The 25,535-nt window shown below is 40.8% G+C and carries 21 protein-coding genes and 1 other RNA gene; 5 read left to right on the top strand and 17 right to left on the bottom strand.

What is annotated here, in order from left to right:
• Positions 1-123: 123 nt before the first annotated feature.
• Positions 124-723 carry a hypothetical protein gene (locus ACHUE3_RS07565; RefSeq protein ID WP_394191748.1) on the bottom strand — a complete coding sequence of 200 codons (600 nt, stop codon included), beginning with the start codon at positions 721-723 and terminating at the stop codon, positions 124-126.
• Positions 724-849: 126 nt separating this feature from the next.
• On the opposite strand from ACHUE3_RS07565, the gene ACHUE3_RS07560 reads away from it, so the two are divergent.
• Together ACHUE3_RS07560 and ACHUE3_RS07555 are read left to right on the top strand one after the other, a co-directional pair.
• Entirely contained in the window at positions 850-1,695 is an 846-nt protein-coding gene (locus ACHUE3_RS07560; RefSeq protein WP_394191746.1) for a LysR family transcriptional regulator, read from the top strand.
• A 208-nt stretch (positions 1,696-1,903) separates the two neighbouring features.
• Positions 1,904-4,054, top strand: a complete 2,151-nt coding sequence (locus ACHUE3_RS07555; protein WP_394191744.1) for a TonB-dependent receptor family protein — start codon at positions 1,904-1,906, stop codon at positions 4,052-4,054.
• 283 nt (positions 4,055-4,337) lie between these two features.
• On the opposite strand, the gene nagP is transcribed toward ACHUE3_RS07555, so the two are convergent.
• The 5 genes from nagP to ACHUE3_RS07530 all read right to left on the bottom strand — a co-directional run bounded on the left by nagP (position 4,338) and on the right by ACHUE3_RS07530 (position 10,120).
• A complete protein-coding gene (gene nagP / locus ACHUE3_RS07550; protein ID WP_394191742.1) occupies positions 4,338-5,639 on the bottom strand; it encodes an N-acetylglucosamine MFS transporter NagP in 1,302 nt (433 codons plus the stop codon).
• Between the two features lie 213 nt (positions 5,640-5,852).
• On the bottom strand, positions 5,853-7,019 hold the full coding sequence (locus ACHUE3_RS07545) for an FAD-dependent monooxygenase (protein WP_394191740.1): 1,167 nt from the start codon (positions 7,017-7,019) through the stop codon (positions 5,853-5,855).
• Positions 7,016-8,200 (bottom strand): 2-octaprenyl-6-methoxyphenyl hydroxylase, encoded by a 1,185-nt coding sequence (gene ubiH / locus ACHUE3_RS07540; RefSeq protein ID WP_394191738.1) that lies wholly within the window; start codon positions 8,198-8,200, stop codon positions 7,016-7,018. The genes ACHUE3_RS07545 and ubiH overlap by 4 nt, the downstream gene beginning before the upstream one ends.
• A 16-nt stretch (positions 8,201-8,216) precedes the next feature.
• Entirely contained in the window at positions 8,217-9,536 is a 1,320-nt protein-coding gene (pepP, locus tag ACHUE3_RS07535) for a Xaa-Pro aminopeptidase (protein ID WP_394191736.1), read from the bottom strand.
• A 23-nt stretch (positions 9,537-9,559) separates the two neighbouring features.
• Positions 9,560-10,120: a UPF0149 family protein gene (locus tag ACHUE3_RS07530; protein ID WP_394191734.1), complete on the bottom strand. Its 561-nt coding sequence runs from the start codon at positions 10,118-10,120 to the stop codon at positions 9,560-9,562.
• A 225-nt stretch (positions 10,121-10,345) separates the two neighbouring features.
• Here ACHUE3_RS07530 and ssrS point away from each other — a divergent pair.
• Together ssrS and ACHUE3_RS07520 are read left to right on the top strand one after the other, a co-directional pair.
• Positions 10,346-10,529: non-coding RNA, 6S RNA (gene ssrS, locus ACHUE3_RS07525), on the top strand.
• A gap of 395 nt (positions 10,530-10,924) precedes the next feature.
• Positions 10,925-11,581, top strand: coding sequence for a hypothetical protein (locus ACHUE3_RS07520; protein ID WP_394191732.1), 657 nt, complete (start codon positions 10,925-10,927; stop codon positions 11,579-11,581).
• 58 nt (positions 11,582-11,639) lie between these two features.
• On the opposite strand, the gene ACHUE3_RS07515 is transcribed toward ACHUE3_RS07520, so the two are convergent.
• The 7 genes from ACHUE3_RS07515 to ACHUE3_RS07485 form a co-directional block, all read right to left on the bottom strand.
• Entirely contained in the window at positions 11,640-12,140 is a 501-nt protein-coding gene (locus ACHUE3_RS07515; protein ID WP_394191730.1) for a GNAT family N-acetyltransferase, read from the bottom strand.
• A 24-nt stretch (positions 12,141-12,164) separates the two neighbouring features.
• A complete protein-coding gene (locus ACHUE3_RS07510; RefSeq protein ID WP_394191728.1) occupies positions 12,165-12,509 on the bottom strand; it encodes a 5-carboxymethyl-2-hydroxymuconate Delta-isomerase in 345 nt (114 codons plus the stop codon).
• A gap of 32 nt (positions 12,510-12,541) precedes the next feature.
• Positions 12,542-12,973 carry a nuclear transport factor 2 family protein gene (locus ACHUE3_RS07505; protein WP_394192238.1) on the bottom strand — a complete coding sequence of 144 codons (432 nt, stop codon included), beginning with the start codon at positions 12,971-12,973 and terminating at the stop codon, positions 12,542-12,544.
• Positions 12,974-13,091: 118 nt separating this feature from the next.
• The gene (locus tag ACHUE3_RS07500; protein ID WP_394191726.1) at positions 13,092-13,529 is read right to left on the bottom strand and encodes an acyltransferase; all 438 of its coding nucleotides are present in this window, start codon (positions 13,527-13,529) and stop codon (positions 13,092-13,094) included.
• 34 nt (positions 13,530-13,563) lie between these two features.
• Positions 13,564-13,962 carry a DUF4019 domain-containing protein gene (locus ACHUE3_RS07495; protein ID WP_394191724.1) on the bottom strand — a complete coding sequence of 133 codons (399 nt, stop codon included), beginning with the start codon at positions 13,960-13,962 and terminating at the stop codon, positions 13,564-13,566.
• 121 nt (positions 13,963-14,083) lie between these two features.
• Positions 14,084-16,510, bottom strand: a complete 2,427-nt coding sequence (gene hrpB / locus ACHUE3_RS07490; RefSeq protein WP_394191722.1) for an ATP-dependent helicase HrpB — start codon at positions 16,508-16,510, stop codon at positions 14,084-14,086.
• A gap of 106 nt (positions 16,511-16,616) precedes the next feature.
• Positions 16,617-19,364 carry a methyl-accepting chemotaxis protein gene (locus ACHUE3_RS07485; protein ID WP_394191720.1) on the bottom strand — a complete coding sequence of 916 codons (2,748 nt, stop codon included), beginning with the start codon at positions 19,362-19,364 and terminating at the stop codon, positions 16,617-16,619.
• A 287-nt stretch (positions 19,365-19,651) separates the two neighbouring features.
• Between ACHUE3_RS07485 and ACHUE3_RS07480 the strand changes: the two genes are divergently transcribed.
• Positions 19,652-19,849 (top strand): CsbD family protein, encoded by a 198-nt coding sequence (locus ACHUE3_RS07480; protein WP_099296450.1) that lies wholly within the window; start codon positions 19,652-19,654, stop codon positions 19,847-19,849.
• A gap of 74 nt (positions 19,850-19,923) precedes the next feature.
• On the opposite strand, the gene ACHUE3_RS07475 is transcribed toward ACHUE3_RS07480, so the two are convergent.
• The 4 genes from ACHUE3_RS07475 to metA all read right to left on the bottom strand — a co-directional run bounded on the left by ACHUE3_RS07475 (position 19,924) and on the right by metA (position 25,471).
• Positions 19,924-20,619: an aspartate/glutamate racemase family protein gene (locus ACHUE3_RS07475; protein WP_394191718.1), complete on the bottom strand. Its 696-nt coding sequence runs from the start codon at positions 20,617-20,619 to the stop codon at positions 19,924-19,926.
• Between the two features lie 207 nt (positions 20,620-20,826).
• Positions 20,827-23,457, bottom strand: a complete 2,631-nt coding sequence (gene metH, locus ACHUE3_RS07470; protein ID WP_394191716.1) for a methionine synthase — start codon at positions 23,455-23,457, stop codon at positions 20,827-20,829.
• Between the two features lie 9 nt (positions 23,458-23,466).
• Complete coding sequence (locus ACHUE3_RS07465; protein WP_394191714.1) at positions 23,467-24,534, bottom strand: homocysteine S-methyltransferase family protein; 1,068 nt, start codon at positions 24,532-24,534, stop codon at positions 23,467-23,469.
• Positions 24,524-25,471, bottom strand: a complete 948-nt coding sequence (gene metA / locus ACHUE3_RS07460; protein ID WP_394191712.1) for a homoserine O-acetyltransferase MetA — start codon at positions 25,469-25,471, stop codon at positions 24,524-24,526. The genes ACHUE3_RS07465 and metA overlap by 11 nt, the downstream gene beginning before the upstream one ends.
• Positions 25,472-25,535: the final 64 nt, after the last annotated feature.

Raw genomic sequence — 25,535 nt, 5'->3', positions numbered from 1 at the left:
TGGCCTCAATTTAATGAGGGGGAATAACATGGGCGGCGATTATACATAAGTTGTACTGCACTGACACCCAAATTGCGATTTGTTACTACAAACACGGCTCAAAAACCGAGTTTTAAAAACTAGTTAAGCAACCTCAGGCAGAGTTAAATCAAACCCGCGTTGCTGTAATGTTGCTTGGCATTTTGCAAGCGCTGGGGTTTTAGCCACCAGCTGAAAATATTGCTGAGATTGTTTATCTATGGCGGTAATAAATACCTCGCCACTTTGTGCGCCATAACAGCTTGTCGCGTTAGATAAGCGTAAACCTGGGGTAAGCTTAAAAGCATCAATCAATGTATCAAACGCTTGCTCACCGCATAGGGTTAATACAGCTAAATCACTGCGTACGACAAATTCAATATCGTAACGTAGCTGCTGCTCACAAATAAGTGACTGAAGTTGCGCGCTGGCATCGCTATGTAAAACAAATCTAAAAGCGGTCTCGCTAAAGTAATACAAAGCAAAACTATAGGTGCTATTTAAGTCGCCGTCTAACGTGCCTTTTAGGCCTAAGCCACTAGCGGTTAGTTTATTTAAATCTAACCCTAAAATAGCCGTTAAAAATGGGATTGCTTCAGTGCCGCTAAAATCGATGACCACACTATTATTATCGGCCTGCAGCATATTGCTCTGCGGCGCTTCTAGTTGGCTGTGACGAGCAAACATTATTGGAGTAAAAGTCATCGTTGACACCTATCAATCTATAGTTGTGAAAGTATATTGTGCGAGATGGTGAACAACAAATTGTAATTTCTTATCAATTGATAAATAATAATTATGTATTTAACCTTATAAATTGAATTTTTTTATATGAAGAATATTTCAACAGATGGATTACGCACCTTAATTACCGTGGTCGAGGTAGGTGGATTCGCCAAAGCGGGCGAATTATTAGGCCTTTCTCAACCCGCTGTAAGCTTACAAATTAAGCGCCTTGAAGACATGCTCGGCCATAAGCTATTTAAAAAGCAAGGCCAGCGCCAAGTGCTTAATCAATATGGTGAGCTACTATTACCGATGGCTAAACACATGCTGTTGCAAAACGACAGTATCTTACAGTTGTTTACCAAAGAGAACGTTACCGGCAAAGTAAGGTTAGGTATTCCCAGCGAATTTGCCGCACGGATATTACCATCTATCATTGGCGATTTTATAGCGCTATACCCTGATGTCTCTTTAGAAGTTAAATCGCGTTTGAGTAAACATTTACTCTCTGTGTCGCGAGAAGATCAATTTGATTTAGTATTGGCATTAAATGAAGATTTAAACTCTGAGAAGTTCCCCGTATTCATGCAAGACCAACTTGTGTGGGTTGGCGATTTGTCATTAGTGCAAAACGAAGTGGTGACGTTAGTCACCGCACCAGAAGGCTGCATTTATCGCCGCCGCGCCATCGAAGCTTTAAAACAGGCAGGTATAAATTACCGAATTGCCTATAGTAATGCCGACCTAACAGGACTCACTGCGGCATTAAAAGAAGGGCTTGGCATTACCGTACTAGCAAAAAGTACTGTTCCACATGAGCTTAACTATCAATTACAAACAAAACACCTACCTGAACTTGGGCAAATTGGTATTAGTTTAATTAAACGCGCTGATCAGCCTGATAACGCGGCTGATAAACTCGCTGAGTTTATTGCGTTACGTTTAACCTAATCCCCACCTCATTACATTATGCATTATTCCATTTAGGTTGATTTATTATAAAAAAATCTAGCCGATCACTTGTACTTATAAAGGGTACGTGATAATCAGCGTCAAAATAATGACTTTTATCACAAATAGGATTGATTCGTATTATTTTACATGTTTAAATTGCGCCAGTTTAAATTAGAATCAAAATCAAACTCAAATAGGAAGCACAATGACACCTAAGTTTATTGTTTCAACACTTTCGACGGCTATCGCTTTATCATTAAGCGCCAATGCGTTTGCAAAGGATGCAACCAATGAAGAAAAGAGCTTTGAGCAAATTACCGTAATTGGCTCACAAGCGGCTATTAACGATATTCCTGGCTCAGCAACTTTTATTAGTGACGAAGAGCTAGGAAAGTTTGAATACACTGATATTTCACGTGTATTAAGCTCTGTACCTGGTGTGTATGTTCAAGAAGAAGACGGCTACGGCCTGCGCCCTAATATAGGTATGCGTGGAACGGGTACTGGCCGTAACGATAAAATCTCAGTAATGGAAGATGGTGTACTTGCAGCCCCTGCTCCTTACTCAGCACCTTCTGCATACTACTTCCCAACGATGGGTCGTATGGAATCAGTTGAAATCTTAAAAGGCGCAGCATCGGTTAAGTATGGTCCACGTACAACGGGTGGTGTATTAAACTTAGTATCACGTAGCTTACCTACTGAAGGCTCAACAGGTTTAGTTAATGCTGAACTTGGTTCAGACGGTTTTTATAAAGGTCATGCTTACTTTGGGAAAAAGAAAAACAATGCCGCAGGTTTAGTTGAAGTATTTACTTACGGCGCTGATGGCTTTAAAGACCTACCTGTAGGCAGTGACAATACGGGCTTTGAAAAGAACGATTTATTAGTAAAGTTTGGTTTTGACTTTGGTGAAAACGAAGCACATAACCTTGAAATGAAAGTTAAATACTCAGACGAAACATCTGATGAAACTTACATGGGTTTAACACAAGCTGACTACGATGAATCTCCTTATCGTCGTTATGCGGCTTCGCAAAATGATGTAATGAACACTCAACACAATGCATACCAATTAAACTATGCATATCGTTTTGGTGATGGCTATGAATTACTTGCAACAGCATATTTAAACGACTTTCATCGTAACTGGTACAAAGCAAGTAAAGTAAGCGAAAGCTACTTACAACAGTACAGCGAATTTGAAGCAAACCCTACCAGCGAAGGTATTGAAGGCATAGGTATTAAAGCCAATAACCGCGACTACCAAGCAAAAGGTATTCAGTCTGAGCTGCACATTCCAGCGGGCAACCACTACCTAACGGTTGGTGTACGCTACCATGAAGATGAAATGGACCGTTTCCAGTGGGAAGACAAGTACACGCTTAATCAAGATCTTTCTATGACCCTGACAAGCAAAGGCTTACCAGGCTCTAACAGCAACCGCATTGATAGCGCTGAAGCAACAACGTTATTTGTTCATGACGAATGGACTATGGATGCATTAATGATTAGTGCAGGTCTTCGTTATGAAGATATCACTATTAACCGCCAAGAATGGGAAAAAACAGATCCAAAGCGTGAAGGTGCACTTAAAAAAGACATCTCTAACGATACGCAAATCTTAATTCCGTCACTTGGTGCGACTTACACTGTAAACGATAGCCTAACGCTACTTGCAGGTATTCAGCAAGGTTATGCGCCTGCAGCACCTGGCAATGCAGATCAAGAAGAAGAAGAAAGCTTAAACATTGAGTTTGGTGGTCGTTATAACATCGCTGGCTTTGATGGTGAAGTTATTGCATTCTTCTCTGACTACGACAACATGCACGGTAACTGTACAGCATCTGTAGGTTGTAACGATGATAACATTGGCGATCAATACAACTACGGTGAAGTAGAAGTATCTGGTTTTGAATTCTCTGCTGGTCGCGTTTTTGCTACTAACAGTGCATCATTCCCAGTGCGTTTGACTTACACATACACTGACTCTCAATTTAAAAATGAATTTGAGTCAGACATTTGGGGTTCTGTAAGTAAAGGCGACGCTATGCCTTACGTCCCTGAAAACCAACTTGCCTTGTCTATGGGTGCGCAGCTTTCAAGCTTCGTGTTTGACACGCAAGTACGTTACGTATCAGATGCTCACGCTGACTTATCTACAGATGGCCTTAATGCTATCGACAGTCGCGTAGTGTGGGATTTAGCTGCTAAATACTTAATTGATGACAATCAAAAAGTATACCTAACAGTGGATAACCTGTTTGACAAAACCTACGTTGCTAACCGTGCAAATGGCGGTATTCAACCAGGTAAACCTCGTACATTACAACTAGGTTATAGCTACGCTTTCTAAACTAAAGGCTAAAAAGTTATAAAAGCCGTGTTTGCTCAGTCAAGCACGGCTTTTTTATTGGTGGTGATTTATCACCAAAATGGTGCTTAAATTAAAGCGACCTGTAACCTAAAACCTCGGTGCCTTTTGGGCTAAAGCCCAACCTACATCGAGACTACACGTAAGCATCTAGCCAATTTTGATCATTACCTCAAATTCAAGGCATAAAAAAGCGCGGTATAAAACCACGCTCTTTATCACCAAACTCGGTAGCTTTATTCTAGCCTGCAGCTAGATAACTTAATTATTTCCAACTTCTCATTTTATGGCCTTTTAGGGCATAAAATAAAATGAAGATATAGCTTGGGATCATCACGATATAAGCACCTTGAGAACCAAGACCGGCTACGTTACCTAAGCCTATAAGTAATGGACCTAATGCACCACCCGCAATACCCATGATTAATAAACCAGATGCAGTACCCGTTAAACGGCCAAGCCCTGCAAGTGCCAACGGCCAAATTGCAGGCCAAACCATTGCATTAGCAAAACCGAGTAATGCGATACATAACAATGGATCAGGTAACTCAGGGCCACCAAATGGTACAAGTAATAAGTTAGCAATAATAAACGAATCGTTGCTGCCCATAACAACGGCAAGCACAGTCACAATACCGGCAATACCTGACATAACAAGTGCATTTTGCTGCGACATAAAACGTGGAATAAGTGCAATACCAATAGCATAACCGATTAACATACACGCCATAGTATACGAAGTCATAACAGAGTAATCAGCAATTCCTAAGTGAAGTGCATATGAACCAATAGTATCTGCTGCGATAACTTCAACGGCTACATATAAGGCAATACCAATAACGCCTAACGCTAGGTGTGGATGGCTTAACGCTTCTTTTACTTCACCTTTGCCGTTACCTTCAGATTCTTCGAATACTAAATCCGGTAATGGTGCAAACTTAGCAAATAATGCAAATAGAAAAATTAAACCAGCAATACCCATATAAGGTAGGATCAAGCTATTCGCCATCGTATCTTTTTGTGCTTGTGATAACTGTTCACCGTCAGCAACTACGCCGCTTACGACTACGGCTGCAAAAAGTACAGGTACAATTACACCAGCAAACTTATTTAATAAGCCCATAATACATACACGTACTGCAGCAGATTTCTCAGAGCCCATTTTAACCACATACGGGTTGATAGCGGTTTGTAAAATAGTTTGGCCAACACCTATCATTAGCTGTGCAAATAAGAATATTTCGATCATTTGCATTTTAGCGGCAGGTATATACATTAGCGCCGAAGCAGCCATTATCGCACACCCTATCGCCATACCATTTTTATAGCCAACACGCTTTATAAGCATTGCAGATGGGATACCTGCGACTGTTACAGCAATATAAAACGATGAAATAATGAACGATGCTTGCAATGGTGATAACACTAGCATTTGTTGTAAAAACGGGGTTATTGCGCCATTCAACCAGGTTATACACCCTAGAATAAAGAACATTGACCCGGCCAATGTCATTGGCAGCCAAATATTATGCTTAGTGTTTGCGTCACACTCGACGGTTGCTTCCATAATTTATCTCAACTGTTTATTTTAATTAATTATTTTAGTATTACACTGTAAAAGCTTTAAAAAACAAGGCATACAATACTAAAACCATTTTTATTACAAAAAATTAATCATACACCAACAAAAATGACAGCGCTATCATTTTAACAACTGCAAATAAAAAGCCGCAAGATAAATTCTTACGGCTTTAAAAGTCACACTACTTTAAATATGAATTTACTTTCCTATCGCTTGTTTAGCAAACAACTGTTTAATAGGCCCTAAGTTATCAACCATCGTTAAACCCACACCACGGATGAGCTTTTTAAGCGGGTTAGTACCTTCAAACAATTCTTTTAAGCCTTGCATCATGGCAATGTGTTTTTGCGCATCAAGTTTGCGGGTGCGTTCGTAATCACGAAGTAGCCGCTCATTTGCAAATTCTCCCTGCTGCGAGCTTAACAACTCAATTAAATAAGCCGCATCTTTCAGACCTAAATTCATGCCAAGCCCTGCTAATGGGTGTATCGTGTGGGCAGCATCTCCAATTAATACCACTTTGCCTGCAATCCACTGCTGTGCGTAACGCATTTTGAGTGGAAATGCGACACGCTGGCTTTGTACTTCACATAAACCACATTGTCCATCGAGTGCAGCCATTACCGCTTTATTAAAGTCATTATCAGATAAAGCTAACAATGTGTCGCAATGTGCGGGGCTGGTTGACCATACAATAGAGTGTGTGTTGGCATCTGTTAAAGGCAAAAAGGCTAACGGCCCTGTAGGTAAAAACACTTGGCGCGCGGTATTTTCATGTGGCTGTGCCGTTTTAACCGTGGCAACAAGTGCATTATGATCATAATCTTTAAATGTGATTGGTAAATTAAACTGTTTACGAATGGCTGAATTTGCACCATCAGCCGCTACTAAAAGCTTGGCAATAATCGGTTCACCAGACTCAAGGGTAACAAATACATCGTTATCACTTTGGTGAATTTGCTGATAGCACGTATCAAATAGTAAAGTTGCTTGGCTTTGCTGCTCTAACTCGTTAATCAATGCATAGCGAATAATATCATTTTCAACGATGTGGCCTAATTGGGGCAAATCAAGCTCGTCGCTATTAAATGCGATTTTACCAAAGCTATCTTGGTCGCGAACATCCATATGTGTATATGCACGTGCGCGTTGAGCAGTAATTTGTGGCCAAACATTAAGTGATTCAAATAATGCCTGACTTGCAAGGCTCAAGGCACTTACGCGCAACCCGTATTCATCACCTGGAGGAGCCTGTTTAGCTGCTGCATCAACAACAACTACGCTAATATTCGCTTTAGCTAAACCCAGTGCCAGCGTCAATCCTACGCAACCACCACCCACTATACACACTTGTACTTGCTTCATAGTCGTTTACCTTGTGCTACTTGTCCCATTAACTGCTTTGCCAGTGGTGTTTTTAATGATGAACATAAATCCATAGTGAATAAGCCACAACTTCGGCCAAGTGCAAGAATTCGTGATTTATTTGAAAATAACCTGACTAACCCGTCTGTAAGTGTCATGACAGTATTAATATCGTGACTGCGTTGCTTGGCATATTCACTCACAAATGGGTAACTCCCCATTACATGCTCGCTACTGGCAAGTTCACATAATAACTGTACATCTCGCAGTCCTAGATTAAAGCCCTGCCCTGCAATTGGGTGAATGGCGTGTCCTGCATTGCCAATTAATACTGTTCGATGACTAAAAAGAGAATCAGCACGACCATAAACTAGCGGGTAACTCGCACGCACGCCCACTTTGGTAAATTGCCCTGCGCGATAGCCAAAGGCACTTTGCAGCGCAATAATAAATGCATCGTCATCAAGCGCCATATGTTGCTTGATTTGCTCAGGCTCCATACACCAAACTAGCGAGTAACGGTTATTACTCATTGGCAGTAATGCCATAGGTCCGTGCTCAGTGAAACGTTCAAATGCGTGATTGTGGTGACCACCATCTACCTCAATGTTCGCAATGATCGCACCTTGTGAATATGCTTTAGTGTTAAAGTTGATATTGGCTAACTGACGCGTTGGGGATTGTGCACCGTCGGCAATGATCACAAGTTTTGCGCCTAATTCAGCTCCGGACTCAAGTGTTAGCTGTGCTGAGTCTACTTGGTAATTTAAGCTTGCAACGGTATCAGGGCAAAACACTTTTACCGCACTATTCATTAATTGATTATGTAAAGAGCGTCCAAACGGATTAACCTCAACCACATAACCCAAAGCGTCTTGTGCAAACTCATTGCAATCAATATGTGTTTTTCCAAAATGACCACGGTCTGACACACTAACTTGTTTAATGGCAGCTGCAAACGAAGCTTGTGGGTCAAATATATTGGCAGTTTGTAAAAATTGCACCGATTGCTGAGCAAGTGCAATACTGCGATCATCAAAACTAGGGTGATAATCATCACTGGGTTGGTTGGCTTCAATAACCGCGATAGTTAAATCTGGTGCATAACTAGCAAGGCTTAACGCACAACTTGCCCCTGCTAAGCCGCCACCGATAATTACAACATCAAACTGTTCTGCCACGCTTTACTCCTAGCGTTTAATTAGCCTTTGGGCTCATAAGCGCTTCAATTTCACTGATAGTCTTAGGCACATTAGCAGTCAAGTTTTCATAGCCTTGCTCTGTAACTAACAGGTTATCTTCAATACGAATACCAATACCTTTAAATTGCTCGGGTGCTTTAGCGTCAAGGCTAATATAAAGCCCAGGTTCAATAGTAAGTACCATGCCAGCTTCAAATGAACGTTCTTTTTCATCTAGCTTGTAGTCACCAACATCATGAACATCCAGACCAAGCCAATGACCAAGACCGTGCATATAAAATGCCTTGCACGCTTGGCTAGCTAAAAGCTCTTTTAAATCACCTTGCAGAATACCTAAATCAATTAAGCCTTGAGTAAGCACGGTCATTGCGCGTTTATTTGCTTTTGAAAGGCAACCGCCCGGTTTAACCTCAGTGAATGCAGCTTCTTGGGCAGCTAATACAATATTATAGAGCTGAGCCTGAGGCTCACTAAATTGACCATTTACAGGAAACGTACGTGTTATATCAGCGGCGTAGCCTTGTAGCTCACAGCCCGAATCAATAAGCACTAAGTCACCATCATTTATTACATCGCTATTATCGGTGTAATGTAAAATATTGGCGTTATCGCCGCTACCAACAATAGTGCCGTACGCGGGGTGGCGTGCACCATTCATCGCATAGTGATGATGTAGCTCAGCCTCTAATTGATATTCAGTGGCCCCTGGTTTAGCAAATTGCATAGCGCGAATATGACCGTCGGCACTAATTTCACATGCACTGCGCATAATATTGATTTCAGCGGGGGATTTAAACAAGCGCATTTCATGAATTAAACCACGAATGTCTTTAATGGTATTCGGAGCTTTATAAGTACGGTTACTACGTAAAGTGCCCAATAGTGACCAAACGGTGTCATCAAACTTTGGATAACTACCTTGTGCATAAAATAAAATCTGCTGGCCGTTCACCAAATTCAATAATTGTTCAGTTAGCTCACTGAGTGCACATGTTTGGTCGAATAAGTATTCTGTTTTTGCTTTTTCAAAGCCAATACGGCGGCCATGCCATATCTCAGCGAGCTTATCTTTGTTTAAACAAAACAGTGTGCTAGGCGTTTCACTGCCTGGACTGAGAACTAAAACCGCATCAGGCTCATTAAACCCTGTTAAATAGAAAAAGTCGCTATCTTGGCGAAAAGCATAGTCAGTATCTCGGCTACGTGTGACCTCACTGGCGGCAGGAATAATCGCTACACTGTTTGGTTCCATCATCGCGAGCAAACGTTCGCGGCGCGCTTTAAATTCAGCTTTTTCAATACACACTGTTGGCATAGTTATCTCTGTTTTGCTGTTTTTTAGTGAAGTGTTTTTTTTGTGTCAGTCACTTGCTCTTTACCAAGCTCAGCAAAACATAATAGTGCTGATACACGTACATACTCAATCACCTCATGCAGTGCTTGGCTGTCTTCTTCGGTTTCGTCAAACATAGTATCTAAGCGAGTGATCTCACTAAAGTCACTAATCACTTCTTTCACATCAGCTGATAGCTTGCCATAATCTTTTTGTTTTAAGCCAAAGCCCAACATAAAACCAGCAACCCATGACACTAAGCCATTTGCTTGATCAATAAGGGTTTCATCTTCGCTTGGTAAAAATAGGTCAAACTGAAACTCTTCATCGCTAAAACTATCAACTACTTGCTTATAAATAGTGGCAAAAAAGGTTTTTAGATCATTACTAAATGATTGCCCATCATTAAATACGTCACTCAATAAGGCTAGGTATTCTTTTGCCTCTATGCTCAATCCACATGCAAGTAAACCACTGATCACACCGTGGGCTTCAGCTGGGGCAACAAATATCTCGTTTTTTTCAAGTAATAATTGGGCTTGTTGGTAATCAGGTAGTTCGCTCATGATGGACTCTTCACAGTATTAGTTAAGCTAATGCTACCACTCGATAAATAGCAACTCCAATAAAATGTATGATTAGGATCAAGCTACTTGTTTAACGCGATGCTCAGTGTTCAAAATGCGCACCTAAAAGTAAATACTTGGTTACCAGTGATGGAAAACCGTGCAAACAGTAGATTTATTTTGATTTTGGGTTTAAGGATTGGATTATGTCTTATATACTGAAGTTGTTCCCTGAGGTGCTGGAGCTTGGTTAAGTCCCTGAGCCGATAAATTTTATGTTAGGGTTTCTGTTCGTCTACTATTGTGCAAGCTCGGCATGTACCGAGAAGCCTACGGTAAACCGCAGATCCCCGCCCTGAGACCTTATGGTTTCAGGACTGACACCGAGTACCGCATTCTTGGGGAACACTTTCTATTAATTCTTCAAACAAAACACCCAACAAAGCCAAAGCAATAAAGTCTAGCAATTTATAGCAACAATCAGTTAGTACACAATTTCTATGTCAAAATGAGTGATACAGAGAAAGCTATGCTAACAAAAACAATTTAATCAATAAAAACATAGCGTTATAATATAACAAAACACCTAGGGTGAGTTTTTCTCACGTTCCTAAACAATCCCTTTAACAACAACAAGCCTCCTCTCAAGACCTTACATTATGTAGTTCTACTGCATTTTCATTGCACTAATAAAAATAAAAATTAACGCAGCAATATCTACTCTTTTTTATACATTGCGTAAGTTAAAACCATTTGTATAATCACCGCCCAAGGAAGCACCACACCATTAAAAAAGGAACTATTATGAATGCTTATCTAAAGAAAACGATTGCCACTTTATCACTTGCTGCATCACTCGCTCTAACGGGTTGTGTATCTACAGAACTTAAGACAAATGATAAATACGAACTACCTATTGAGTTCTCTACTTCTAGCCCTGCAATGATTTTCCCTGTGTCATTACATGGCGTACCAGGAAATAAAACGGAAGTAGGCTTGGCAATTACTGCTGGCGTAGCTGGCAAATATGGCGCCTCTGTAATATCGGCACAACAACTTTATAGTACTGTTGGTAACCTATCTTGGACCTTAGGTGAAAGTATTCGCCGTGGTGCAAATAAAGGTGATTATAAAATCAATACCTATGGTCAGAAAATTGCGACCGATTTACAGTACTCTATGGATAAATTAACCAAAGCATTGAAAAGCTCTGGCGCAATTAAAGACAAAAACTTCTCTTTTGAAAATGTGATTGTTTTACACGTGGACAGCAGCGGCGGTATTCCAGTACCTGGCGTAAGACGTGTTACTGCTTTTGGTGGCATCATCAATGTTAAAAACTTAGAAGTTGTTTCTTATATTGAAAAAGACCTTGTATTAGCAAATGATCATGACTCTATTTTGGCGCAGATGCCACTTGAAATGAATGCAATCGTTGAAGAACTGACTGGCAAAATTTAGTACTTAAGGCCTTGTGAGTCAAAAACTCACAAGGCCAGCTTTATATCAACTTGCTGGTTTATATAGTGCTAAGCATAAGCTTGCCATATAAGTTTGCATTATAAAAAGTTCCCGCTTTATAAATCGCTTTTTCTAGTAAAGCCTCATGCTTGAAGCCTGATTTAAGTAATACTTTATCTGAGCCTGTATTTCCATCAAAAACGATTGCATGCAACCGAGCAATATCAGTTGTTGATTGAACTTGTTCTATCAATAATGCGAGGGCCTCAGTGACTATTCCTTGCCCCCAATACTCTTTTGCTAGCCAATAACCAACCTCTGCTGATTTACAATATTCAAGCTCACCTTTGATTGCGCTGACGCAACCAATAAATATGCCGTCTTTTTCAATTGCAAAAATTCCGCCTGCCTTACTGCCAATTTCAATCCACCAGCAGGCATCATCCATTGTGTATGGCGACGGTATTTTTGGGGATAAAAATCGTTTTACATCAGGGTTATTTAAGTAGTTGACGAGTAAAGTTTTATCTTCAAGTTTGAAATTTCTTAAACGTAGCATGGTATTCTTTTTTTAGTTGAAAGCTTAAAGCTGGGCTTTATTACAATAAGTCGCTTTTTCAAAGTCATTTATATTCATGGCAATATTTTTAATATCAGGAAACATCTCATGTAACTTAGTGACAACTGCTTTTGATAGTGCCGCTTTTTGTTCTGTGGTTCGCCCCTGCATTATATGAGTGAATACATGGATAAATGGCTCTTGCTTATTTCCGACTAAGTAACTATCAAAGGGATTAACTCTTACTTTTATATCACTTTCGACAAATAAGTCGGTGCTATGAGCAACTTTGTGTATTGCTTTATTAATAGTCATCTCATCATGTATGTCTAAAATAGAACTGGCACAATCAATCACAAAATGTGGCATTAAAAACTCCTTTTTGATTGTTAAAAATAAAACTACTGATGGTATTTACGAATCATCACTATTTTTCCGTCTTCGACTTCAATAACATCCATAATAGTCTGGCTATATTCTATAGGTTGCTGGTTTTGCGGGTGAACACCTTTAGCATGATGACTATAACGAATTGCAAAACCAGAGTTATTAAAAATAAATGTGTCGAGTAACTTGGCGTCATATTCAGTATGAGCAGCTAAATAAAATGTCATCCCTTTGCGCATGTTTTCTTTACCATCAGGTGCGCGGGTATCATCAGGTTGGAATGGAATATGTTGGCTGCCAACATCGTCACTTAATAACGCCAAAAAAGCTTCTAGCTCTTTATGCGTTGCGTTTGGTGCTTGAGTAGCAACCATCGTTGAAAAATACTGTTGGGCGAGTGTTTCTAGCTCTTTGTTTGCAGCAGTAACACTGAGCGACACACACATTAAAACCACCGATACCATTGCTATTATTTTTTTCATCAGCTATTCCATTGTTTAAATTACATACGTCATCTAAGCAATAAACAAATGAAATGTATAGCTTTATTTTTTAATACTTCGTTTAAAAAAGCAGATCAGTAAGGTAAAAACTACCACTAATATAAAGAAAATTAATGAAGGCTCTTACAGGCATTGAAAATTGAGAGAACGATAAATTTAACTTGAGGCTTAGTAGCACGCACACCCCCATTAAGCTAAACCAAGGAGTAAAGAAGCACAGTAACTTCCACTTTATTAGCATTACGGCTAAGTCGTGTAACGCCCCACTGATTGCAAATGTAATGATCACAGCACACCAATGGGGCAAAAATGATGATACCGGCTTCATCACATAGCGTGATAAATAGTAGCTCCAAATCGGGTTCCAATAGCGCCAAAACAAATAAAATGAAGGCGCTCCAAATGAGCGTTTAAGCATGTTGCTCAGTGAACCATTAGCGCCTAAAGGCACGCCAGTACGTTTTTTTACATATTGAGCAAGCGTAATATGATTAGACATAGTGACTTCCTTGGTTAAATAGATTGCAAGTTAGCTATTGAATAAAGTAGCCAATCACTAACCATTGTTGATCCGATTTTTTTAAAGTAACCGTTTCTGTCGACTCTGGTCTGTTTACAAAATCAGTATCAAATTGCAGTAATACATACTCACCTTTTGGTAACTGAGGCAGAGAATCAAATGTTTTACGGTTTACTTGTTCACGGGATTTTACATCACCCAGCGGGGTGCGAACTTCACCTAGTTTTGATACCCAAAGATCTTGGCTAACATTTTCTTTAAAGAATGCATCACTTTGCTGCCAACTCAAGGCGTAATCACCATTATCTACTACAGCTAACCACTGTGTAGCGGCTGTTTGCTCTTCATTGGCTTGTAGATTAAATGTGGCAAAAATCATAAAGAAAAATAAAATACAGTGCTTTTTCATCATAACTCCTTGTTAAAAAATTGCAGCTTCAGCCTACTAAAGAGCAGTTAATTATAAAAGCATAATTTATGAACTTCGCCCTTAATAACTTTCCCCTTGCTAACTTTCCCCTCGCTAACTCTACTCACATCCTACTTTTTACTTTATTGGTGGCAACACTGTTAGCAGGGTCATCTGGCCAAAAATGTTTTGGATAACGGCCTTTCATTTCTTTTTGCACATCGCGGTAACTGGTTGCCCAAAAATGAGCTAGATCTTGAGTAAGCTGCAATGAACGTTTTCCCGGCGATAATAATTCCATCAATAATGGCATTTTACCTTGAGCAAGAAGAGGCGAGCTTGTCATACCGTAAACTTCTTGCATGCGCACGCTAAGCTTTGCGGGGCCATCAAGTTGATAGCTTATTTTAATATTCGAACCGCTCGGCACAGTTAAGCGCAGTGGTAAAAGCGCTTTCAAAGCCGTTTGTTGTTGCCAATCAAAACAGTTTTGCAGTGCTTCAAAATAATTAAACTTTTTAAGCTGCTCCAGAGTTTTGATGTCTTGTAGGTATACGCCAAGCCAAGTATCAGCTTGGTCAATAAGCGATTGCTCTGTAATAGACGGGAATTGCTCTGGTAAAAGTTTATAAGCCAAACTCATACGAGTCAGCAATTGCTGGGCATCGGTTTGCTCGTTAAACATTGCAAAACCGTGTTTTTTAAATAAGTTAAGCCATGCTTTAGCACGCTCATTTTTATCAAGCTTTTGCTTACTCGGTTGGCTACTTAGCGTAATAGCCCCTAGTTTAACTTCATCTTGATGAATAAAGCGCCCTGCTTTTTCATCAAACTCACAGCGCGTTTGCTCAGTAAATAAATGCGGTAAATACTCTTCAAGCTCAAATGGGCTCAACGCTGTTGCTGCAAATATTCGCCCACCTTTATGGCCGCCCATAGTTGCGATTGCTAAGTATTCGTCGTTGTGCCAATAATCACTATTGAGTTCAGCCCCAGCACCATTAGAAAGTAAATAGCCGTTGCCGCGCTTTTTTGCAATGCGATCTGGATAAGCAAGTGCCACCAGCACGCTAAGGTATTCACTCTTTAGTTCGCTTTTATCATCGTTTACTTTTAAACGGCTATACCAATATTTAAGCTGCTGTTTAAATACTGGATGAGGCCGTTGTTGCATACTGTGCAGAGCAACATTAAGCTCAGCAGCGCAATTAACACGACTTTCTAATAAGGCGACCAGATAAATAGCTAACCTATAAATGCCTGCGCATTGCTGCTCTAGCTGCTGTGCTTTTAATAACATGTGTGCCAAGCGAATATCAGCGCCAAAGGTCAACATATTGCCACCTAATGCTGTAAGTTTCCCTTTTGCGTCCACCGCTTCTAGCATCTGTAGTAAGCTCAATGCTTGCTTAGCTTGCTGCTCAGTTGGTTTATCCAGCAATGTTAGTTCATTAATATCTGCGCCCCAGAGTTTTGCTTCAAGCATAAGCTGACTGATATCGCAGGTGAGGATCTCTGGGTTATCGTGGCTATTACGTCGTTCAAATGTTTGCTTTGAGCCCAACCGGTAAACCACGCCGGGCTCTATACGCCCAGCACGACCTGCCCTTTGCACTGCCGATGAGCGAGAAATACTTTGGGTTGTCAGCTCTGTCACCCCAGTTTTTAAATTAAAGCTCGCAGCGCGGCGTTTACCACTATCAACAACAATGCGAATGCCTTCAATGGTTAAACTGGTTTCAGCAACATTGGTGGTGAGCACCACTTTACGCATACCTTGAAGCGCAGGCGAAATGGCAGCTTGTTGCTGGGTTTTATCTTGCTCGCCAAATAGGGTAAATACTTCACAATCAGCAGGCAGATCACCAAGCGCCTGTTGAACACGCACTATTTCGCGCTGCCCGGGTAAAAAAACCAACGCACTACCTGTTTGCTCACTCAGTGCTTGTTTTATAATTTGCGGGACTGCATCAAGCCAGCGGCTTTCATCTTTTAGTGGAATATACACTTCATCAATTGGAAAGCTTCGTCCTTGCGATTGCACAATAGGGCAATCAAAAAAATCCACATATCGCTGGGTATCAAGCGTTGCCGACATAAGCAAAATAGTTAAGTCTTCGCGCAGTGCGGCTTGTGTTTCTAGCGCAAACGCTAAGGACGTATCGGCAGCTATTGAACGCTCATGAAACTCGTCAAATATCAGTAAATCAACATCACTAAGTTCAGGATCGTTTTGCAGCATGCGCGTAAGCATGCCCTCGGTGACAATTTCAAGGCGGGTATTAGCGCTCACTTTACTCTCGCCGCGTATCCGCAGCCCCACGCTCTGCCCAACAAGCTCACCTTGGCAACTAGCCAAGTAATTTGCAATATTACGCGCAGCTAAACGTCGAGGTTCTAGCATAACAATGCATTTAAAGTGCCCATCACGCATTAAATTTAGCGGCAACCAAGTTGACTTACCTGCGCCCGGAGGTGCTTGCAGTAAGGTCATCGGGTTTGTTTTTAATGTATTGACAAGTTGTTGATAGATATCCTGAACGGGCAGCACGCTTTACTCACCTAAGTTGGCTTTTTAGCTAGTGTATCAAACTAAATAAAAACCGTGCTGCAAAAATTATTTTCTCTATCAAATCAGTTTACTGTTTAATCGTAAGCTAAACAGTAAACTGATTCATTAAGCTTTTCAGCGCCTCTGCATCTTTTGATAAGCTGTTGCTAGAGGAATTAGCATTTTCAACAAGCTCACCATTCATCTGGATGATCCTATCCATTTCTTTCACCGCGCTATTAATTTGCGCAATACCTGATGATTGCTCGCTGCTGGCACTGGCAATATCTTGCATAAGTGATGCTAAATTTTTAATGCTTGCAACAATGTCACTTAACGTTTTTCCTGACTTTGCAGCTAACTCCATTCCATGTTGTACTTTTTCTGAACTATCATTCAATAGCCCAGCAATACTTTTTGAGGCATTACCACTGCGCTGCGCCAAATTTCTTACCTCTGCTGCAACAACGGCAAAGCCACGGCCTTTCTCACCCGCTCTGGCAGCTTCAACAGCTGCATTCAATGCTAACAAATTAGTTTGAAAAGCAATTTCGTTTATCACTTCTATAATATTTGAAATTTCTGTAGAGCTATTACTTATTTCCTTCATTGCTTTAACAGTATTATTAACTAACTCCCCTCCTTCTTGTGCTTGTTGATCTGTCACTATGGCAAGCTCATTTGCCTTATGCGCATTGCTAGAGTTTACTTTTACGGTTTCTGTCATTTCCCCCATCGACGCTGTTGTTTCTTCAATTGATGCAGCCTGTGACTCTGTGCGAGTATTTAAATCATTCATCCCTGCGCGAATACTATGCGAGGAGCCTGTAATAGTCAGGGTGGTAGACGTAATTTTAGAGACCATGTCTGATAAATTACTTACACTTGTATTTACAGAGCGTTTTAACTCGTTAAATTGGCCTTTGTAATCACCTTGAATTTGTTGACTCAAGTTCCCCTCTGAGAGCGAGTGCATCACAGTAATGCATTCACTCAAAGGAGCTGATATGGCATCAAGCGTGCTATTTATTCCTTTAACTATCGCTAAAAATTCACCATTGTGATCTTGTTCATTGGCTCTGGCCTGAATATCTCCTTGGCTAGCAGCACTGGCTAAACGAGCACTGTCTTGCACCATATTCTGAATCGCTAAAATACTGGTTTCTAAACTTGTTTTAATTTGTAAAAAATCACCTTGATATTTATCACTCAAGGCTTGAGGTAGCTTTCCAACGGCAATATCGTCTAGGTAATGGGATGTGAGCTGAACCGGCTCAATGATCGAATCGAGTGTTGAGTTTATTCCTTGGATTATCTTTTTAAAGTCGCCTTGATGCTTTTCTTCGTCAGCACGCTTTGACAATAACCCTTGTGAGGCAGCATCCACTAAATAGTTAGTGTCATTTATTAACTCTTTTATCGCGTTAGTTGACGTTTCAAGGCTTTGCTTAATTTCTAAAAAATCACCTTTGTAACTTCCATCAATAGACGTCGGAATATTACCTTTTGCTATATGATTTAAGTAATCACGGGTTTGATCTATTGGGCTTACTATGGCATCAAGCATTCTATTAATGCCCGAAGATAAAACTAGCATAAAACCACTGTAGCCTTGAGTGCTTAATCTTGACGCTAACTTACCCGCTACAGCTGCTTGTATAATTGTCTCAATTTGCGACTCAGCTTGACGTTGCTGTGTTAAATCAGTCAGTTCATATACCACTCCATTTGACTGTCCAGTATCATCAAGTACAGGGTTAGCAATGATATTAAATATCACATGCTCAAACGCAGCTTCACAGTTGACCTGTTGTGATTCGCCTTTTTGTATAGTCGATAATTGCTCGTGGCCGGAAAATAATTGCTTAATTTCTAACGACATTAAGTCCTGAGTATGACCAATAACTCCCTGATACTGGGAAAATAATGCCTGACACTGTTGGTTAGCGTAAATAATAACTCCATCTTGGTTTGCAAGCATAACGGGAGAAGTTGCATTATCAAGCGCTTGCTTTATCCGGCCATTTTCTTGTGCTTGAGCACGTTGATACTCCATTTTTTGAGTTAAATCATTTTGCATTTTATTTAAGTTTTCTTGCATCATATCTAAATTTAACAGCAACTTACCTATTTCATCTTTGCTGTTTACTCTGATCTCATTTGCAAGATTACCTTTCGCTATTTGGTCAGCAATTTTAGAAGCACTTAAAACCGGTTTAATGATCAGCTTTTGTATATAAAAGGTGAGCAGTAATATTACAACAAAAGCTAAAACCACCAACACAACCACGCTTTGCGTTATAAACGTTTCTTTTTTCACAATCAGGGCGTTTGTTTTAGTATTAACCAAGTTATCAATACTGCTATTAAGATCCGCCAATAAAGACACTGCCGCTCTATCAATCCCTTTTACTGCTCTATCTCCAGCTTGCGTATTATAGTTAGCCGCTTTAAAAGCTATTAACCCCTCACGGTAGAGCTGCCCTAGTTTTTCATGTTCAACCTTAAACTCTTTTACTTGTTTAAGCATGCTGAGGGGTAAATAAGATGATTTAATAAGCCCATTTGTAATATTTGCGACTGCTTGTTCTTTTTCTTTAAAGCTCGCCAAGTACTTCTCATACTGTTGAGGGTTCTCCCCACGGATAAGAATATTTTTCCACTCTTGCACTTGGGATTTAAATTGGTTTAAAACAAGGCTTACCTGTTGCCGTGAATGCAGCTCTTGATTGATTAGATTGTCTAAATCTTTTGCGACACCTTGAACAACATAAAGAGCAAACAGTGCACCAACTAAAATAAAAATAAATGCACTTACGATGGTTAACATTAGCTTTGCTTTAATACTCTTCATTAACGCCTATCCTTGTTTGTGATAGTTTTATTACACTCATTAAAATGTAGTAATAAAATACGCTTTAACAACTATTTAATTACTTAATAAACACTTATTAAGTAAAACAATATGTTTGAAATAATTACATGGCACTTTGTAAGATCTAAATTAAAAACAAAAATAAATGAAGAAACTCAACAGCTAAAAAAATTAAACTATTGATTTAAAATGCTTTTAATAATTGGTACAGGGTTTGCTCCTTTAAAAGTGAAAGTAAATTCATTAACCAATATAAGGAGCTAATTATGAACAGTGATCGTATCGAAGGTAATTGGAAAGAACTTAAAGGTAAAGCGCAACAAAAATGGGGCGACTTAACTAATGACGATTTAGACAAAATCGAAGGTAGCCGTACTGAGCTGGTTGGTAAAATTCAGCAGAAATACGGTAAATCCAAAGAAGAAGCTGAGCGTGAAGTTAACGACTTTGAGAAAAGTCATTAATATTAACACCTCGCAAAAAACCGCCGTTTGGCGGTTTTTTATTATCTGCTAAATATTTGTTATTCAAACTAAAATCATTCAGATAACGCTAATTTTACAGCTTCTTGCGCATGAATTTTAGTTGTATCGTATAGAGGCACATTCGTGTGTTGAGGCTTTACCAACATAGCTATTTCTGTACAGCCTAAAATTACAACCTGAGCACCTCGGTCATAAAGAGACTGTATTATTTTTAGATACTGCGTTCTAGAACCATCGTTTATCTTACCGAGGCAAAGTTCAGAATAGATAACATCATGAATTACTTTACGTTCTGCTGACTCTGGAATAATTACTTCAATATTGTGTTTATCGGCTAAGCGCTTTTTGTAGAAGCCTTGTTCCATGGTAAATTGCGTCCCCAACAACCCTACTTGTGTAATGTTATCGCGTTTTAGTTGCTCGGCGGTGGCATCGGCAATGTGCAAAATTGGAATACTAATATTGCTGGCAACCTCATCAGCCACTTTATGCATAGTGTTGGTACAAATAAGTAAAAAATCGGCTCCCCCAGCCTCTACTGATTTTGCAGCTTTAATGAGTATATTCGCAGTTTCGGCCCAATTTCCTTGATGCTGCAGCGTTTCAATTTCCGCAAAATCAACACTCACCATACAAATTTTGGCAGAATGTAGTCCACCCAATGAGTTTTTAACGCCTTCGTTTAAAGCTTTGTAATAGCTGGTTGTTGACTCCCAGCTCATGCCACCAAGCATACCGATTGTTTTCATTGTAACCCTCACTTTCCATTGCAGTTTACGTTTTGTATCAATATTTATATTCTTTTCCTATTAAACCGAATTTATTATATTGCGACAACAACCTTATTTAATGCCCAAATTTAGCCTGCAAATAAAATAATCTCGAATACAAAAAAGCGAGCCTAACTAGGCTCGCTTTTATTTTAAACTGACGGCTGACCGCTTACAGCTAATCTTTTATTCTGGCTCATACCCCAAATTAGGCGATAACCAACGCTCGGCTTCTGCCAGCGTCATGTTGGTACGTTTAGCATAATCCTCAACCTGATCCTTTTGCACTGCCGCTACGGCGTAGTATTTAGCCTCTGGATGAGAGAAGTACCAACCTGATACCGCAGCACCTGGCCACATAGCGTATGAGCTGGTGAGCTGCATGCCAATTCGCTTTTCGGTGTCGAGTAGCTGCCAGATTTTCTTTTTCTCAGTATGCTCAGGGCACGCAGGGTAACCTGGAGCTGGGCGAATGCCTTGGTAGTTTTCACGAATAAGCTCATCGTTTGATAAGTTTTCATCTGGTGCAAAACCCCAATACTCTTTACGAACTTGCTCATGTAAGTACTCGGCAAATGCTTCAGCGAGTCTATCGGCTACTGCTTTGACCATAATTTTATTATAGTCATCTTGCTTGGCATCAAAGGCATCGGCTAGATCGTCTTCTTCAAGGCCACCGGTTACCGCAAACGCACCAAAGTAATCAGGTGTGCCTTTTGGCGCGATGTAATCGGCTAGGCAATAATTCGCAAAGTCGGTTTTTTCGGTTTGCTGGCGTAAATGGCACGACGTACTTAACAGCTCTTTGCGCGTTTCGTCAGTGTATATTTCAATGTCGTCGCCTACGCGGTTAGCTGGGAATAAACCAATTACACCGAGCGGTTGCAAGCTACCTGATTGCTCAAGTTCGTCAAGCATATCGTTGGCGTCTTTAAATAAGCTTTGCGCCTGCTCGCCAACGACTTCATCGGTCATTATGCGCGGGTATTTACCTGCGATTGACCAAGTCATAAAGTATGGCGTCCAGTCGATGTATTTGCGTAAAGTCGCAATCGATACATCTTTAAACTCAGTGACGCCTAGCTTTTTCGGCACCGGCGGGGTGTAGTTATCCCAATCAAGCTGGGCGGCGTTATCACGAGCGCGTTGAATAGTCACCGGTTTTGAGCGTGGTTTTTTACGCGCTTGTTGCTCGCGTACTTTGACATACTCAGCTTTCGTTTTTTCTAAAAAGGCTGGTTTTAACTCTTTTGATAACAAGTTTGAAACTACACCGACCGCGCGACTGGCGTTATTTACATACACCACGCCTTTGTCGTATTGCGGCTCAATTTTAACCGCAGTATGCGCTTTAGACGTCGTCGCGCCACCAATCAATAACGGCAGTTCAAAACCTCGGCGTGTCATTTCTTTGGCAACGTGTACCATTTCATCCAGTGACGGCGTAATAAGGCCTGATAAACCAATAATATCGGCTTTTTCATCAATGGCGGTTTGCAGTATTTTTTCTGCCGGTACCATTACACCTAAATCAATCACTTCGTAGTTATTACATTGTAGTACTACGCCGACAATGTTTTTACCAATGTCATGTACGTCGCCTTTAACGGTCGCCATAATAACTTTACCGTTAGTGGCGCCTTCTTCTTTTTCAGCTTCAATGTATGGGTCTAGGTAGGCTACGGCGCGTTTCATTACTCGCGCTGATTTAACCACTTGGGGTAAAAACATTTTACCTGCGCCAAATAAATCCCCTACCACGTTCATGCCATCCATTAATGGCCCTTCAATAACGTGAATGGGTTTAGCTGCGCCTGCACGGCACTCTTCGGTGTCTTCGTCGATGTATTCTGTAATACCTTTTACGAGAGCATGCTCAAGGCGTTTTTCAACAGGCCACGTACGCCATTCTAAATCTTCAACACGCTCAGCTTGTGCCATGCCTGAAAACTTAGGTGCAAGCTCTACCAAGCGCTCGCCCGCACCGGAGTCGGTATTCAAAATAACATCTTCAACGGCTTTACGTAGCTCATCGGGAATATCATCATAAACAGCAAGTTGCCCTGCGTTGACTATACCCATATCCATGCCTGCTTTTATGGCATGGTATAAAAAAACGGAGTGAATAGCTTCACGTACAGGGTTGTTACCACGGAACGAGAACGACACATTCGACACCCCACCCGACACTTTACAATGAGGCAAGTTTTGCTTGATACGGCGCGTGCCTTCAATAAATTCAACGGCGTAGTTATCGTGCTCTTCAATACCCGTCGCAACAGCGAATATATTTGGGTCGAAAATAATATCTTCGGGCGGGAAGCCAATCTCATCAACTAAAATACGGTAGCTACGCTCACATATTTCAAACTTACGATCGGCGGTATCGGCTTGGCCATCGGTATCAAACGCCATCACAACGGCAGCAGCACCAAAGCGCTTAATAATTTTAGCTTGGCGAATAAATGGCTCTTCGCCTTCTTTTAGTGAGATTGAGTTAACAATCGCCTTGCCTTGAATACACTTTAAGCCCGCTTCGATCACTTCCCACTTAGAGGAGTCAACCATGATGGGTACTTTAGAAATATCAGGCTCTGAGGCAATTAAGTTTAAAAACTTTACCATTGCGGCTTTTGAGTCCAACATGGCTTCGTCCATGTTGATATCAATCACCTGCGCGCCATTTTCAACTTGTTCACGGGCAACATTAAGGGCTGTTTCATAATCTTCTTCCATGATCAATCGCTTGAACATGGCTGAGCCGGTTACATTGGTACGCTCACCGACGTTAGTAAATACTGCAATTTGTTGTGTCATGTCGGTTTCCTAATTTAAGTTACACGCTTCAAGGCCAGACAAGCGCATGCGCACTTCAAGCTCAGGTAGTTGACGAGGCTTAACCTCTTCAAGACCTTTAGCAAAGGCTTTAATGTGCGCTGGCGTTGTACCACAGCAACCGCCAACAATATTAATAAAACCCGATTTACCCCAGTCAATAATCTCTTTTGCCATTTCAGGTGCTTCTAAATCGTATTCACCAAACTCATTCGGTAAACCCGCATTAGGATGAACAGAGACAAAGGTTTCGCAAACCCGTGATAACTCCTCTACGTATTGGCGTAATAAATCAGGGCCAAGTGCGCAGTTTAGGCCAATAGAAATAGGCTTAATATGACGGATTGAATTATAAAACGCTTCGGTGGTTTGTCCTGAAAGTGTGCGGCCTGATGCATCAGTAATGGTGCCTGAGATCATCACCGGTAATGTACGCCCTGCTTGCTCAAATGCTTCTTCAACAGCGAATGAGGCTGCTTTTGCGTTTAAAGTATCAAAAATAGTTTCAATCAAAATTAAATCAGCGCCGCCTTCCATTAAAGCAAGGGTAGACTCAACATAGGCCGTGACTAATTTATCAAACGTCACGTTACGATAACCTGGGTCATTTACATCAGGCGAAATTGAACATGTTTTAGACGTTGGCCCCAGCACCCCTGCCACATAACGTGGTTTTTCAGGATTTTTAGCTGTGAATTCATCACAAATACTGCGAGCTAATTTAGCTGACTCTAGATTTACTTCACGGCTGATGCTTGCCATGTCGTAATCTTCCATAGAAATGGTGGTCGAGTTAAAGGTATTAGTTTCGATAATATCGGCACCGGCATTTAAAAAGCCACGATGGATATCAGCAATAATTTTTGGCTGAGTCAGGCTTAACAAGTCGTTATTGCCTTTAATTAATACATGCCAGTCTTTAAAACGCTCACCACGATAGTCTTCTTCTTCTAATTTATGCTCTTGGATCATGGTGCCCATAGCGCCGTCGAGGATCAAAATTCGCTGCTTTAGCGCCTCGGTTAGTTCTGCATGTTTATTCACTGTATTACTCGGCATAGTTGTTAGTCCTTACTGCTTGGCTAACGAGATTAATATCATAAGGTGTGGTTTGATACACATAGTAATTTAGCCAATTCGAAAATAATAAGAAGGCATGGCTTTGCCAGGTTTTCGACGGCTCGTTATCTGGGTTGTTATCCGGAAAGTAGTTCTCAGGGATTGCGGCATCAGGCCCCTTTGCAAGGTCGCGTTGGTATTCGCCCTTTAATGTGTCGGCATCGTATTCTGGGTGGCCAGTAATATACACCTGACTGCCCGATTTATTTTTAAGTAAGTAAGCCCCAACTTGCTCTGAACCTGCTAGCACAACTAGATCTTCGCAGGCATTTATTTTTTCGATATCAATATGACCAAAGCGCGAATGTGGCACTACAAAGGTGTCATCAAAACCACGTGTAAGCGCGGCGTGTTCAAAATAACAATGATGAGTAAATACGCCACTGAGCTTATTAGGCTTTAATTCGCGCTTTAATCCATAATGATGAAATAAGCCTGCATGCGCCGCCCAACACGAAAACAAGGTTGATGTTACATGCTGCTCAGCCCAATCGAGAATCACTTTAAGTTCATCCCAATAGGCAACGTCGTCGTATTCTAAATGCGCAAGTGGTGCGCCGGTTACTAACATGGCATCGTAGTTGTTGTCTTTCACTTCTGAAAAATAACGGTAAAAGGTGTCTAGATGTTGCTCCGAGTTACTGCTACTTCGGTGAGTATCTAAACGTAAAAGCTCAACATTCACTTGCAGTGGTGAGTTTGCCAGTAAGCGAATAAACTGAACTTCGGTTTCTACTTTATTCGGCATTAAGTTTAAGATGGCCAGCCGCATCGGGCGAATTTCTTGCGTTTTCGCACGGGTTTTTGGCATTACAAACACGTTTTCTTGACGTAGTTTTGCAATTGCAGGCAATTCATCTTTCACTGTAATAGGCATTTATTCACTCCACGCATCATTTACCAATGGCTAATTATGAACGGTTAGCGATAAATTTCAACCT

The sequence above is a fragment of the Pseudoalteromonas atlantica genome (assembly GCF_043641955.1).
Taxonomy (GTDB): domain Bacteria; phylum Pseudomonadota; class Gammaproteobacteria; order Enterobacterales; family Alteromonadaceae; genus Pseudoalteromonas; species Pseudoalteromonas atlantica_A.
The sequence above is the reverse complement of the archived record's forward strand: the minus strand, read 5'-3'. Positions and strand labels throughout refer to the sequence as shown.

Bases quoted from the DNA above. Each gene is read 5' to 3' on its own strand.
- ACHUE3_RS07565 (WP_394191748.1), bottom strand. From the start codon at position 723: ATGACTTTTACTCCAATAATGTTTGCTCGTCACAGCCAACTAGAAGCG.
- ACHUE3_RS07560 (WP_394191746.1), top strand. From the start codon at position 850: ATGAAGAATATTTCAACAGATGGATTACGCACCTTAATTACCGTGGTC.
- ACHUE3_RS07555 (WP_394191744.1), top strand. From the start codon at position 1,904: ATGACACCTAAGTTTATTGTTTCAACACTTTCGACGGCTATCGCTTTA.
- nagP (WP_394191742.1), bottom strand. From the start codon at position 5,639: ATGGAAGCAACCGTCGAGTGTGACGCAAACACTAAGCATAATATTTGG.
- ACHUE3_RS07545 (WP_394191740.1), bottom strand. From the start codon at position 7,019: ATGAAGCAAGTACAAGTGTGTATAGTGGGTGGTGGTTGCGTAGGATTG.
- pepP (WP_394191736.1), bottom strand. From the start codon at position 9,536: ATGCCAACAGTGTGTATTGAAAAAGCTGAATTTAAAGCGCGCCGCGAA.
- ACHUE3_RS07530 (WP_394191734.1), bottom strand. From the start codon at position 10,120: ATGAGCGAACTACCTGATTACCAACAAGCCCAATTATTACTTGAAAAA.
- ACHUE3_RS07520 (WP_394191732.1), top strand. From the start codon at position 10,925: ATGAATGCTTATCTAAAGAAAACGATTGCCACTTTATCACTTGCTGCA.
- ACHUE3_RS07515 (WP_394191730.1), bottom strand. From the start codon at position 12,140: ATGCTACGTTTAAGAAATTTCAAACTTGAAGATAAAACTTTACTCGTC.
- ACHUE3_RS07510 (WP_394191728.1), bottom strand. From the start codon at position 12,509: ATGCCACATTTTGTGATTGATTGTGCCAGTTCTATTTTAGACATACAT.
- ACHUE3_RS07505 (WP_394192238.1), bottom strand. From the start codon at position 12,973: ATGTGTGTGTCGCTCAGTGTTACTGCTGCAAACAAAGAGCTAGAAACA.
- ACHUE3_RS07500 (WP_394191726.1), bottom strand. From the start codon at position 13,529: ATGTCTAATCATATTACGCTTGCTCAATATGTAAAAAAACGTACTGGC.
- ACHUE3_RS07495 (WP_394191724.1), bottom strand. From the start codon at position 13,962: ATGATGAAAAAGCACTGTATTTTATTTTTCTTTATGATTTTTGCCACA.
- ACHUE3_RS07485 (WP_394191720.1), bottom strand. From the start codon at position 19,364: ATGAAGAGTATTAAAGCAAAGCTAATGTTAACCATCGTAAGTGCATTT.
- ACHUE3_RS07480 (WP_099296450.1), top strand. From the start codon at position 19,652: ATGAACAGTGATCGTATCGAAGGTAATTGGAAAGAACTTAAAGGTAAA.
- ACHUE3_RS07475 (WP_394191718.1), bottom strand. From the start codon at position 20,619: ATGAAAACAATCGGTATGCTTGGTGGCATGAGCTGGGAGTCAACAACC.
- metH (WP_394191716.1), bottom strand. From the start codon at position 23,457: ATGACACAACAAATTGCAGTATTTACTAACGTCGGTGAGCGTACCAAT.
- ACHUE3_RS07465 (WP_394191714.1), bottom strand. From the start codon at position 24,534: ATGCCGAGTAATACAGTGAATAAACATGCAGAACTAACCGAGGCGCTA.
- metA (WP_394191712.1), bottom strand. From the start codon at position 25,471: ATGCCTATTACAGTGAAAGATGAATTGCCTGCAATTGCAAAACTACGT.